The sequence below is a fragment of the Gordonia aichiensis genome, assembly GCF_039946255.1.
GTDB lineage: Bacteria > Actinomycetota > Actinomycetes > Mycobacteriales > Mycobacteriaceae > Gordonia > Gordonia aichiensis_A.
This window is the reverse complement of sequence record NZ_JBCDWL010000005.1, coordinates 33,087-45,287: the sequence shown is the minus strand read 5'-3', so window position 1 is coordinate 45,287 and position 12,201 is coordinate 33,087. Positions and strand designations below refer to the sequence as shown.

10 protein-coding genes and 1 tRNA gene are annotated in these 12,201 nt (G+C 68.6%); 9 read left to right on the top strand and 2 right to left on the bottom strand.

Annotated features, from left to right (window positions below; genetic code table 11):
- Positions 1 to 24 precede the first annotated feature (24 nt).
- Positions 25 to 100 (top strand) — tRNA-Arg (locus tag AAFO60_RS07780).
- Positions 101 to 838: 738 nt separating this feature from the next.
- Here AAFO60_RS07780 and AAFO60_RS07775 read toward each other — a convergent pair.
- Positions 839 to 1,303 carry a GNAT family N-acetyltransferase gene (locus tag AAFO60_RS07775; protein WP_347955605.1) on the bottom strand — a complete coding sequence of 155 codons (465 nt, stop codon included), beginning with the start codon at positions 1,301 to 1,303 and terminating at the stop codon, positions 839 to 841.
- 105 nt (positions 1,304 to 1,408) lie between these two features.
- Complete coding sequence (locus tag AAFO60_RS07770) at positions 1,409 to 2,809, bottom strand: NAD(P)-binding domain-containing protein (RefSeq protein ID WP_424308362.1); 1,401 nt, start codon at positions 2,807 to 2,809, stop codon at positions 1,409 to 1,411.
- 268 nt (positions 2,810 to 3,077) lie between these two features.
- On the opposite strand from AAFO60_RS07770, the gene AAFO60_RS07765 reads away from it, so the two are divergent.
- From AAFO60_RS07765 to thrC, 8 genes are all read left to right on the top strand, one after another.
- Positions 3,078 to 4,415: an MFS transporter gene (locus AAFO60_RS07765; protein WP_347955603.1), complete on the top strand. Its 1,338-nt coding sequence runs from the start codon at positions 3,078 to 3,080 to the stop codon at positions 4,413 to 4,415.
- Positions 4,416 to 4,458: 43 nt separating this feature from the next.
- The gene (locus tag AAFO60_RS07760) at positions 4,459 to 5,283 is read left to right on the top strand and encodes a shikimate 5-dehydrogenase (protein ID WP_347955602.1); all 825 of its coding nucleotides are present in this window, start codon (positions 4,459 to 4,461) and stop codon (positions 5,281 to 5,283) included.
- Positions 5,280 to 5,981 carry a haloacid dehalogenase type II gene (locus AAFO60_RS07755; protein ID WP_347955601.1) on the top strand — a complete coding sequence of 234 codons (702 nt, stop codon included), beginning with the start codon at positions 5,280 to 5,282 and terminating at the stop codon, positions 5,979 to 5,981. Before AAFO60_RS07760 ends, AAFO60_RS07755 begins: the two co-directional genes overlap by 4 nt.
- A 112-nt stretch (positions 5,982 to 6,093) precedes the next feature.
- The gene (locus tag AAFO60_RS07750; RefSeq protein WP_347955600.1) at positions 6,094 to 6,477 is read left to right on the top strand and encodes a VOC family protein; all 384 of its coding nucleotides are present in this window, start codon (positions 6,094 to 6,096) and stop codon (positions 6,475 to 6,477) included.
- Between the two features lie 157 nt (positions 6,478 to 6,634).
- Positions 6,635 to 8,287, top strand: coding sequence for an arginine--tRNA ligase (gene argS / locus AAFO60_RS07745; RefSeq protein ID WP_347955599.1), 1,653 nt, complete (start codon positions 6,635 to 6,637; stop codon positions 8,285 to 8,287).
- Positions 8,288 to 8,391: 104 nt separating this feature from the next.
- Positions 8,392 to 9,816 carry a diaminopimelate decarboxylase gene (lysA, locus tag AAFO60_RS07740; RefSeq protein WP_347955598.1) on the top strand — a complete coding sequence of 475 codons (1,425 nt, stop codon included), beginning with the start codon at positions 8,392 to 8,394 and terminating at the stop codon, positions 9,814 to 9,816.
- Positions 9,813 to 11,120 carry a homoserine dehydrogenase gene (locus AAFO60_RS07735; RefSeq protein WP_347955597.1) on the top strand — a complete coding sequence of 436 codons (1,308 nt, stop codon included), beginning with the start codon at positions 9,813 to 9,815 and terminating at the stop codon, positions 11,118 to 11,120. Before lysA ends, AAFO60_RS07735 begins: the two co-directional genes overlap by 4 nt.
- Entirely contained in the window at positions 11,113 to 12,198 is a 1,086-nt protein-coding gene (thrC, locus tag AAFO60_RS07730) for a threonine synthase (RefSeq protein WP_347955596.1), read from the top strand. Before AAFO60_RS07735 ends, thrC begins: the two co-directional genes overlap by 8 nt.
- Positions 12,199 to 12,201: the final 3 nt, after the last annotated feature.

Sequence of the window (12,201 nt, the reverse complement as noted above, 5' to 3'; positions counted from 1 at the left end):
GCTAATGTTGCTCTCGCCCGATGAGCCCCCCTAGCTCAGGGGATAGAGCGTCTGCCTCCGGAGCAGAAGGTCGCAGGTTCGAATCCTGCGGGGGGCACCAGCTTGAACGACGGAACCCGCGCCTTGTGCGCGGGTTCCGTCGTTTCGCGGTGGCATCTCGATACGCTCGCTCACTTCGTTCGCGGGCTACTCGATGAGCCTGGGGCGGTATCCGTGGTGTCGCTTTTTAGGGTGGTCGAGTAGGCCGAGGCGCTAGCCGAGCGTGTATCGAGGCCTGGGGGCGGTGGGTATCTCGATGCGCTCGCTCTCTTCGTTCGCGGGCTACTCGATGAGCCTGAGGGGGAGGCTGCTGCGGGGTGTGGAGTGCCTCGTCTTGCAGGGTGGTTGGGGTGTTCGTGGTGTCGCTTTTTAGGGTGGTCGAGTAGGCCGAGGCGCTAGCCGAGGGCGTATCGAGGCCTGGGGGTCGGTGGGCATCTCGATACGCTCGCTCTCTTCGTTCGCGGGCTACTCGATGAGCCTGAGGCGGCGGTCGAGCGGCCGTCCAGGGGCCTGCGGCGGTGTTCGTGGTGCCGCTTTTTAGGGTGGTCGAGTAGGCCGAGGCGCTGGCCGAGGGCGTATCGAGACCTGGGGTCGGTGGGCATCTCGATACGCTCGCTCACTTCGTTCGCGGGCTACTCGATGAGCCTGGGGCGGCGGTCGAGCGGCCGTCCAGGGGCCTGAAGATGTCCGAGCGGCCGTCCAGGGGCCTGAAGATGGCCGAGCCGCCGTCCAGGGGCATGAGGGCGTCCGAGCCGCCGTGCTGAGTCCCGAGGGCGTGCGAGCCGCCGTCCAGGGCGCTTCAGGGGCGCGGCGGGATCGGCCGGATACGTCGTCGCTCCAACACGGTCTCGTCGGGTTCGACGAAACCGAACTGCTTGTACAGTCCGTGCGCGTCGTCGGTGTGCAGGAGCCACCGGAAGTGGGCGCCGGGGCCGTTCTCGATCATCTCCTCGACCAGCCGCTTCCCGAGACCGTGGCCGCGGGCGGCGGGAACGACGAAGACGTCGGACAGGTAGGCGACGGTGACGCCGTCGGAGATGGCGCGGGCGAAGGCGACGAATGCACCGGTGGTGCGGTCGACGCCGCCGACGACCCGCCACGATCCGGCGATCGCATCGCGGATGTCGGTGGTGCTGCGCCATCGACCCCAATACGCCTGGTTCGCCAGGAAGTCGATGATCGCGTCGTAGTCGAGTCGCTCCCGGTCGGTGAAGAGCTCGAATCGATCGCTGTCGGCCCGTCCGTCGGTGGGCATGTCGGTCATGGGTCGATTATCCGTGTCGCACCGCGCCGTCGGATCGGAACAGAGCTGCGTCGGGCCGGCACCGCAGCGGTGCCGACCCGACGCAGCTCTGTCGGTGGGTCGAAGCTAGACGAGTCGCTCGCGGCGCGAACCGTTCCGTGCCTGCTCCGCACGCGGCTGCCCCTGGAGGTAGCGCTCGCGTGAATCGTCGAGCTCGGCGATCCACGGGGTGTGGTGCACCAGCGACTGGGTGCCCGTCATCACCGACCGATAGACCTGGTCCCGGTAGGTGAGGATGTTGTGCTTCTTGTCCTTCTTCCAGGCGAGGAAGATCGCGACGACCTCGTCCAGGTCGAACATCGGGTAGTCGGTCTGCTCGATCAGGTCCCGAATGTAGTCGGCCTGGAACTGGACGGCGGCCGCGTCGTCGTCGACCTTCGCGTAACGGTCCGACCACTCGGCGATGTCGGCGGCGCGCTCGGCCTCGTCCGGCAGACTGATGCGGCCCAGGATCACATCGCGCACGAACCACGCCTGGGCGTCGAACATGTTGAACGTGAACCACTGGTCCTGCGCACCGAGGTAGTGGAGCTTCGGATTGCCCTGCCAGGTGACGCCGCGGTACAGGCCCTGCGGGTACAGGTTGTTCGGCGAATCGAGGCGCATCTCCTGCGGCAGGAACGGGTAGTGATGCAGGTACCCGGTGCACAGGATCACCGCGTCGAACTCGCGCGCGGTGCCGTCGACGAACGTCGCGATGGTGCCGTCGATGCGACTGACCTGGGGCTTCTCCTCGACACCCTGCGGCCACGCGAAGCCCTGCGGCTGCGAGCGGTAGCTCATGGTGACCTGCCGGGCGCCCATCTTGTGGGACTGGATGCCGATGTCCTCGGCCGAGTACGAGCCGCCGATGATGAGCAGTCGCTGGCCGGCGAATCGTTCGGCACCGCGGAACTCGTGGGCGTGAATCACCTCACCCGGGAACGTGTCGATTCCCTCGACGTCCGGCACATTCGGGAACGAGAAGTGGCCGGTCGACACGATCACTTCGTCGAATGTCTGAACCAGGGTCTTCTTGTTGCGCAGGTCGTCGACGGTCAGCGTGAACTGCTCACTTTGTTCGTCGAATTCGACTCGACGAACGACGTGCGCGAAATGGACCTTCTTCTTGACATCGGACTTCTCTGCGCGGCCGTTGATGTAATCCCACAGGACTTCACGCGGAGGGTAGGAGGAAATGGGCCGACCGAAATGTTCGTCGAATGTGTACTCCGCGAACTCGAGTGCTTCCTTCGGTCCGTTGGACCACAGATTCCGGTACATGCTCGAATGCACCGGCTCGCCGTAGCCATCAGTTCCCGTGCGCCAGGTGTAGTTCCACTGGCCGCCCCAGTCGTCCTGCTTCTCGAAGCAGACGATCTCCGGGATGTCGGCACCTCCGCGCTCGGCGGAGTCGAAAGCGCGCAGGGCGGCCATGCCGCTCGGACCCGCGCCGATGACTGCGATTCGTGCTGAGCTGCTCAATATTCAACCTTTCAAAACCGAGAAATTCCCCTTCGGGGTGCGTCGCAAATGCAATCGATCGCCGACTCAAGATCCAGCGAATTGTGCACGCGGATAATCGGCGATACCCATTCACGATGAAGAGATTCCGGCGCGATGTCAAACTCGCGCGTTGTCAGATTCAATTCATGATATGATCTGGGTTTCGCGCGGAACACGATTCATCTCGGGCCGGCGACGGCGACCGTGTTCGGTTTGCGCCGAATCGTCGTCGGCGAGGATCATCGCGGGCATGACGCAATGCCGCACCGACGAGATCGTCGATCGACCCGCCGGCCTGGGCCGATGGGTGGTGATGCTGCCGCTGCTGGTCGGGATCCTCGCCGGTTCGCTGGCCGTCAGCATGGTCAACACCGCGCTGCCGACGATCGCCGCCGATCTGGGTCTGGCGGGCGCCGCGCGCGCCTGGGTGGTCGACGCCTATCCGCTGGCGCTGGCGGCATCGATCGTCGTCGCCGCACGACTCGGCGACCGGTTCGGCAGGCGCACGATGCTCGTGGCCGGCATGGCCGGCTTCGGGGTGATCAACGTGCTCATCGCGGCGGCGAGTTCGCCCGCGGTGGTCATCGGCGGACGCGCCCTGTCGGGCATGGTGGGCGCACTCGTCATCGCGAACGTCGTCTCGACGATCGCCGAGGTCTACAGCGGACACGAACGGACGGTTGCGAACGGCCTGTGGGTGGCCACGTTCGGCGCTGCGACGGCGGTCGGACCGGTGGTCGGCGGCGCGCTGACCCAGGCCTTCGGCTGGGAGTCGATCTTCCTGATGTGTGCGCCGATCGCCCTGGCGGGCAGCGTGTTGACCCTGTGGCTGGTCCCGAACACCAGGGCGGTGACCCCGCCGCGCTGGGATCTGGCGAGCGTCGGCCTGTCCGCGGCCGGACTGGCGGTCACCGTGTACGGCATCTCGCACGCTGTCGCGGCGCCGGTCGCGGGGTTGGGGTTGGCGCTGCTGGGCGTCCTCCTGCTCGGTCTCTTCGCCGCGAAACAGCGCCGTTCGGCCGATCCGCTGATCGACGTCGGGCTGTTCGGTCGGGCCGGGTTCGCATTGGCGTTCTGGCAGGTCCTGACGGCGGCCGCGGCGATGGGCGCGGCCATCTATCTGGTCAGCATTCACGTTCAGGAGTCCGGCGGCACACCGATCGACGCGGGCTTGACGTTGCTGCCGCAGGCGCTCGCGACGATCGCGGGCGGCATCGTCGCGCCGCTGACGGTGCGACTGGTGTCCCGTCGTGTCGCGGTCGCATCCGCGCTCGCGCTGGAGGCGGCCGGCCTGCTGTGGGTCGCGCTGGGGAGCGCGTCGGCTCCGGGCCTGGTGCTGATCGGCATCGGCTTCGGCGTGGTCGGGTCGGTCGCCGTCTCGACGCTGTTCGACCTGACGCCCGAGGATCGGCTCTCACACGCCGGAGCCCTGCAGGAGGTGGGCTTCGCATTCGGCAGCGCCGTCGGCATCGCGGTGTTCGACGCGGTCGCCCGCCTGGGCGGCGCCGAGGGCTTCACCTGGGCGATGGCGTCGGCGGGCGCGGTGACCGGTGCGGTGGCGGCGGTGTCGGCGGTCCGCGGCCGCTGATGTGGGCGCCCCGGCGGCGGTCGGGCCGTCTACCCTGGCGGGCATGACTGCTCCGCACGCTCGGACCCTCGATCGCGACACCGTGCTGTGCGTGTCGTTGGCGGCACGACCGTCGAACATCGGCACCCGCTTTCACAACTACCTGTACAACGCGCTCGGCCTGAACTTCGTCTACAAGGCCTTCGCGCCCGCCGACATCGCCGCGGCCGTCGCCGGGATCCGTGGTCTGCCGATTCGCGGCGCCGCGGTGTCGATGCCGTACAAGGAGGCGGTGATCGACCTGGTCGACGTGATGGAGGACTCGGCGGCGGCCATCGACTCGGTGAACACGATCGTCAACGACGACGGCGTTCTGCGGGCGTACAACACCGACTACCAGGCCGTCTTCGACCTGCTGGTCGAGTCCGGCTTCGACCGTGCCGGGACGGTGGCGGTCGCGGGCAGCGGCGGGATGGCCAAGGCGGTGGTCGCGGCCCTGCGCGACGCCGGCTTCTCCGATGTGACCGTCGTCGGCCGGAATCGTCGGACCGGGCCGGCGCTGGCCGCCCGATACGGCTTCGCGCACGTCGAGTCGGTGTCCGCGGACGACCGCTTCGACGTGCTGGTGAACGCCACGCCCGTGGGGATGGGCGACTCGGCGCAGATGCCCTTCCCGGCCGCGACGGTCGACGCGGCGGTCGCCGGGTGCGATGTGGTCGCCATGCCGCCGGACACGGCATTCGTTCGTCGCCTGCGAGCCGCGGGCAAGCCGGTGATCAGCGGCGATGCGGTGATCGCCGGTCAGGCGGCGGCGCAGTTCGCCCTCTACACCGGGGTGACGCCGTCGGCGGAGCTGGTGCGCGCGGCCTCGGAGTACTCGCGATCATGAGTGCCGGGGCCGGGATCCGGGTCATCGCGTTCGACACGTTCGGCACCGTGGCGGACTGGCACTCGGGGGTGTCGCAGACCCTGGCGGAGCTCTTTCCCGACCTCGACGGGTCGGCGGTGGCGCGCGAGTGGCGTCGGCGGTACGCGCCCGCGCTGGCCGACGTGGAGGCGGGCCGGCGTCCGTGGACGCTGCTCGACGACCTGCACCGAGAATCGCTCGTAGACGTGCTGAGCGAGCACCACGGCGTCGTCGCGACCGCGGAGCAGCTCACGGCCGCCGTGCATTCCTGGCACATCCTTCCGGGATGGCCGGATTCGGTGCCCGGTTTGACGCGGCTTCGGACGGGTTTCACGATCGGCGCCCTGAGCAACGGCGACGTCGCGCTGCTGACCGAGATGGCCGCGCACGCGGGCTTTCCGTGGGACTTCGTCGGCGGTGCGGACCGGTGGCGCCACTACAAGCCGGCCGCGCAGGTGTATCTGGGGGTCGCTGAACTGACGGGCGTGCGGCCCGACGAGGTCCTGATGGTCGCCACGCACGCGACGGATCTGGCGGCGGCACGGTCGCACGGGCTGCGGACGGCGTACGTCGAGCGGCCCCGCGAATGGGGACCGGAGCCGAAAGCGGCCGAGCGCAACCCGCTCGACTCCTTCCACGTGCGCGGCATCGACGAGTTGGCCGACCTGCTCGGGTGCTGAACGCCGGCTCGTCGGGTGGCACCAGGCGTACCGCCGACGGCGCGGATGCCCGTGACCGGGAGATGCCCGTGACCGCAGCGCCCCGACCCGATCGGGTCGTTACGCTCGTTCCATGACACAGATCCGTCCTTTCCTGATGTTCCAGGGTGCTGTCGCGGCCGACGCGATCGAGCTTTACCTGACCGCGTTCCCGCAGGGGCGCCTCGTCTCGTCGCAGCCGCACCCGGAGGCCGCCCACGGCATCATGCTGGCCGAATTGGACCTGGCGGGACAGGCCGTCCTGGTCAGCGACAGTTCGGTGGCGCACGCCTTCGACTTCACGCCGTCGAGCTCGTTGTTCGTCGACGTCGACGACCGCGCGGAGTTGGAGCGGCTGGTGCAGATCCTGGCCGAGGGCGGCGGGGTGCTGATGCCCCTGGCCGATTACGGCTTCTCGCAGGCCTTCGCCTGGGTCAATGACCGCTTCGGCGTCTCCTGGCAGCTGAATCTGCCCTGAGGGGCGAAGCCCGCTGCCACTCACCCGAAGTCGTGTCGAGTTCCGGGGCGTGGAGACCACTGACTCGACAAGAGTTCGTTCGGGGGTCGAAGGCGTCCCCGGACCGGGCTCGGGCCGATTGTTTATGCGGGCGCTCGGGACAATAGAATGGGTACCTGTGACTCCCACCGAACTCGCTGCCCTGCTTCGCGCTGCGACGCTGAAGGTCTTTCAAGCCCACGACCTCGACGTCTCGTTGATTCCCGACTCGGTGGTCGTGGAGCGTCCGCGCAGCCCCGAGCACGGTGATTACGCCACGAACATCGCCCTCCAGCTGGGCAAGCGCGCCGGGGTGAATCCGCGGGAGCTGGCCACCTGGTTGGCGGCCGAGTTCGCCGCCGACGCGGGCATCGATTCGGCGGAGATCGCCGGCCCCGGGTTCGTGAACCTGCGACTGGCGGCGGCCGCCCAGAACCAGACGGTCGCGACCGTCCTGGCCGAACGCGCCGCGTACGGCCGCGGCGACGAGCTGTCGGCGCTGCACGTGAACCTGGAGTTCGTGTCGGCGAATCCGACGGGCCCGATCCACCTCGGCGGAACCCGCTGGGCTGCGGTCGGCGACGCGCTGGGTCGGGTGCTGGCCGCCCGCGGTGCGCAGGTGACGCGCGAGTACTACTTCAACGACCACGGCGAGCAGATCAACCGGTTCGCCGACTCGTTGATGGCGGCCGCCAAGAAGGAGCCGACGCCCGAGAACGGTTACGCGGGCGACTACATCGTCGAGATCGCCGACACCGTCGTCGCGCAGTCGCCCGGCGTGCTGGACCTGCCGGTCGACCAGGCGCGCGAGGTCTTCCGCGCCGAGGGCGTCGAGTTGATGTTCGCGCACATCAAGCGGACGCTGCACGAGTTCGGCACCGACTTCGACGTCTACACCCACGAGAACTCGATGTTCGACCGCGGTCTGGTCGACGAGGCGATCGCGGAGTTGAAGGGGAGCGGCAACCTCTACGAGTCCGACGGCGCGTGGTGGCTGCGGTCGACGAACTACGGCGACGACAAGGACCGCGTCGTCATCAAGAGCGACGGCAACCACGCGTACATCGCCGGCGACATCGCCTATCTGCGCGACAAGCATCAGCGCGGGGCGAACCATCTGATCTACATGCTCGGCGCCGACCATCACGGATACGTCGTGCGCCTGAAGGCCGCCGCCGCGGCGCTCGGCTACGACCCGAGCGCGGTGGAGGTGCTCATCGGGCAGATGGTGAATCTGGTCAAGGACGGCAAGCCGGTGCGGATGTCCAAGCGGGCGGGCACCGTCATCACCCTCGACGACCTCGTCGAGGCGGTGGGCGTCGACGCCGCGCGCTACGCGCTGATCCGTTCGTCGATCGACGTCAACATCGACATCGATCTCGATCTGCTGCGCAAGCAGTCGTCCGACAACCCGGTCTACTACGTCCAGTACGCGCACGCGCGGCTGTCGGCGCTGGCCCGTCACGCGAAGGAACTCGGACTGGTGCTCTCGACCGAGCACCTGGACCTGCTCGACGACCCGGCCGAGGGCGACCTGATCCGCACCATCGGCGACTTCTCCGAGGTGGTGGCGACCGCGGCGACCCTGCGCGAGCCGCACCGGGTGTCCCGCTACCTCGAGTCGCTGGCCGGGGCGTACCACCGCTTCTACGCGCGCTGCCGCGTCCTGCCGCAGGGCGACGAGGAGGCCGGCGACGTGCACACCGCGCGGCTGGCGCTGTGCGAGGCGACCCGCCAGGTGCTCGCGAACGGACTGGACCTGGTCGGTGTGAGCGCACCCGAGAAGATGTGACCGCAAGAAGATTTGACCGGGGACCGGCAGACTCGAACGCACATGGCCCGACCAGGAACCACTCGACCGGAAGTGACTGAAGAAGACGTGACACAGGAGCGTATGTGATGGCCCATCCCGCAGGTCCTCGGCACGCCGAGATCCTCGCCGCCCCGCATCTGGCGGAGCGGCCCAACCGGCCCGAGGAGCTCTCGCGGATTCCGGCGAACGTCTATCCCCGCGGCACCACCCGGAACGACGCCGGCGTGGTGACGATCGGCGGCGTGCCCGTCGACGAGTTGGCTGACCGTTACGACACCCCGCTGTTCGTGTACGACGAGGGTGATTTCCGGTCTCGGTGTGCGGACATGCGGAACGCATTCGGGCCGTACGGGCGCGTGCACTATGCGTCGAAGGCCTTCCTGTCGTCGCAGGTCGCCAAGTGGATCGAGTCCGAGGGGCTCTCGCTCGACGTCTGTTCGGGCGGTGAACTGGCGATCGCCCTGCACGCGGGATTCCCGGCCGAGCGCATCGCGCTGCACGGCAACAACAAGTCCGAGGCGGAGCTGGCGGCCGCGCTGGACGCGGGTGTCGGCGACATCGTGCTCGACTCGATGATCGAGATCGAGCGTCTGGACCGGCTGGCCGGGGAGCGCGGCGTGGTCGCCGACGTCCTGGTCCGGGTCACGCCCGGAGTGGAGGCGCACACCCACGAGTTCATCTCCACCGCGCACGAGGACCAGAAGTTCGGCTTCGCCCTCGCCGGCGGCGTCGCCCTCGACGCGGTGCGCGCGGTCTTCGCGACCGAGCACCTGCGGCTGGTGGGTCTGCACAGCCACATCGGATCGCAGATCTTCGAGATCGACGGCTTCGAGCTCGCCGCCCGACGGGTGATCGGCCTGCTCGCCGACATCGTCGCCGAGTTCGGCGTCGACAAGACCAAGCAGATCGAGGTGCTCGATCTCGGTGGCGGCCTGGGGATCTCGTACCTGGAGAGCGACGACCCGCCGCCGGTGAGCGTCCTCGCCGAGGCCCTCGCCGAGATCGTTCGACGGGAGTCGGCGGCGCTCGATCTGCCGATGCCGACGATCGCCGTCGAACCCGGCCGCGGCATCGCCGGACCCGCCGGGGTGACCCTGTACCGGGTCGGCACCGTGAAGGACGTGGCGCTCGACGGCAGCACCGTGCGCCGCTACGTCTCGGTCGACGGCGGCATGAGCGACAACATCCGGACCGTCCTGTACGACGCCGAGTACGACGTGCGTCTGGCCTCGCGCGTGTCGACCGCCGAGGCTGTGGTTTGCCGGGTGGTGGGCAAGCACTGTGAGAGCGGCGATATCGTTATCCGCGACTGCTGGCTGCCGGCGGACCTGGCCCCGGGCGATCTGCTCATGGTCGGCGCCACCGGAGCCTATTGCTACTCGATGTCGAGCCGGTACAACATGGTGCCGCGCGCGGCGGTCGCGACAGTCGACGACGGCCGTTCTCGACTCATGCTGAGGCGGGAGACGGTGGCAGACTTTTTGAACCTGGAGGTGGATCCCGAATGAGCGAATCGTCCCGTCCGATCGGCGTCGCCGTGCTTGGCATGGGCAACGTCGGCACCGAAGTGGTTCGGATTCTCCTCGAGAAGGCGGCGGACCTGCAGGCGCGTGTCGGCGCACCGCTGGTCCTGCGCGGGGTCGCCGTCCGCGACACCGCGCGGGTGCGCGACGGCGTCGATCCGTCGCTGCTGACCGACGATCCGCAGGCGCTGGTGGCGCGCGACGACGTCGACATGGTCGTCGAGCTGATCGGCGGCATCGATCCGGCTCGGGCGCTGATCAAGTCGGCGCTCGAATCGGGTAAGTCGGTGGTCACGGCGAACAAGGCGCTGATCGCCGAGCACTCGGGTGAACTGGCGAGCGCCGCCGAGGCCAGCCGCGTTGACCTCTACTTCGAGGCGGCCGTCGCGGGCGCGATCCCGGTGATCCGGCCGCTGACCCAGTCGCTGGCCGGTGACTCGGTGAACCGCGTCGCCGGAATCGTCAACGGCACCACCAACTTCATCCTGTCGGAGATGGCCGAGACCGGTGCGGGTTACGCCAAGGTCCTGGCCGAGGCGGGCCGCCTGGGCTACGCCGAGGCCGATCCGACCGCCGACGTGGAAGGCTACGACGCCGCATCGAAGGCGGCGATCCTCGCGTCGATCGCCTTCCACTCGCGTGTCACCGCCGCGGACGTGTACCGCGAGGGCATCACCAAGATCACCGCCAAGGACATCGAGGCGGCCAAGAAGTTCGACTGCACGGTCAAGCTGCTGGCCATCTGCGAACGGATCCAGACCGACGGGGGGGAGAAGATCTCCGCCCGCGTCTACCCTGCGCTGGTGCCGCTGGAGCATCCGCTGGCGACGGTGAGCGGCGCCTTCAACGCGGTCGCGGTGGAGGCCGAGAACGCCGGCCGCCTGATGTTCTACGGGCAGGGCGCCGGCGGCGCGCCGACCGCCTCGGCCGTGATGGGCGACCTGGTGATGGCCGCCCGCAACCGCGTCTACCACGGGCGCGGGCCGCTGGAGTCGACGTACGCGTCCCTGCCGGTGGCGTCGATCGACGAGGTGCCGACTCGCTACTACGTGTCGATGAAGGTCGCCGACCGTGCCGGAGTGCTGCAGCAGGTGGCCGGTGAGTTCTCCAAGCGCGACGTCAGCATCGCCGCCGTCCGTCAGGAGGGTGCGGGCGACAATGCGCGCCTGATCGTCGTCACCCATCGCGCTTCCGACCGCGCACAGTCGGAAACTGTTGCTGCACTTGAAAAGATGGACTCCGTACTCAAGGTGTCCAGCGTGCTCCGTCTGGAGGGAACCGATGACTAAGACCCCGTATCAGCCCGTTCACCGCGGATGGCCCGGCCTGATCGAGGCCTACCGCGACCGCATGCCGGTTCGCGACGACTGGAAGATCGTCACCCTGCTGGAGGGCGCGACGCCTCTCGTGTCGGCTCCGGTCCTGTCCGAGCTCACCGGCTGCGAGGTGTACCTCAAGGTCGAGGGCCTGAACCCGACCGGCTCGTTCAAGGACCGCGGCATGACGATGGCCGTCACCAACGCCGTCAACCACGGCAAGAAGGCCGTGCTGTGCGCCTCGACCGGCAACACGTCGGCGTCGGCGGCCGCGTACGCGACCCGGGCCGGGATCACCTGCGCGGTGCTGATCCCCGAGGGCAAGATCGCGATGGGCAAGCTCGCCCAGGCGGTCATGCACGGCGCCAAGGTGATCCAGGTGCAGGGCAACTTCGACGACTGCCTGGAACTGGCGCGCAAGGTGACCTCCGACTATCCCGAGATCGAGCTCGTCAACTCGGTGAACCCCGCGCGGATCGAGGGTCAGAAGACCGCGTCGTTCGAGATCGTCGACGTGCTGGGTCGCGCGCCCGACGTGCACGCGCTGCCGGTCGGCAACGCGGGCAACATCACCGCGTACTGGAAGGGCTACCGCGAGTACCACGCGGACGGCATCATCGACGCGCTGCCGCGCATGCTGGGCGTGCAGGCGGCCGGTGCGGCCCCGCTGGTCAACGGCGCACCCGTCAGCGACCCCGAGACGATCGCGACCGCGATCCGGATCGGCTCGCCGGCCAGCTGGAATCAGGCGGTGGCCGCCAAGGACGAGTCGGGCGGCATGTTCCGCGCCGCGACCGACGAGAAGATCCTCGAGGCGTACAAGCTGGTCGCGGGCCGCGAGGGCGTCTTCGTCGAGCCGGCGTCCGCCGCGAGCGTCGCCGGTCTGCTCGCGGCCCGCGAAGAGGGATGGGTGAAGGCCGGCGAGACCGTCGTGTGCACGGTCACCGGCAACGGCCTGAAGGATCCCGACACCGCACTGCTCGGCATGCCGCAGGTCGATGCGATCGCCGTCGATCCGGTGGCGGTCGCGACCGCACTGGGTGTGAACTGAAGA

Coding starts and splice junctions, on each gene's coding strand:
- AAFO60_RS07775 (WP_347955605.1), bottom strand. CDS start 1,303: ATGACCGACATGCCCACCGACGGACGGGCCGACAGCGATCGATTCGAG.
- AAFO60_RS07765 (WP_347955603.1), top strand. CDS start 3,078: ATGACGCAATGCCGCACCGACGAGATCGTCGATCGACCCGCCGGCCTG.
- AAFO60_RS07760 (WP_347955602.1), top strand. CDS start 4,459: ATGACTGCTCCGCACGCTCGGACCCTCGATCGCGACACCGTGCTGTGC.
- AAFO60_RS07755 (WP_347955601.1), top strand. CDS start 5,280: ATGAGTGCCGGGGCCGGGATCCGGGTCATCGCGTTCGACACGTTCGGC.
- AAFO60_RS07750 (WP_347955600.1), top strand. CDS start 6,094: ATGACACAGATCCGTCCTTTCCTGATGTTCCAGGGTGCTGTCGCGGCC.
- AAFO60_RS07735 (WP_347955597.1), top strand. CDS start 9,813: ATGAGCGAATCGTCCCGTCCGATCGGCGTCGCCGTGCTTGGCATGGGC.
- thrC (WP_347955596.1), top strand. CDS start 11,113: ATGACTAAGACCCCGTATCAGCCCGTTCACCGCGGATGGCCCGGCCTG.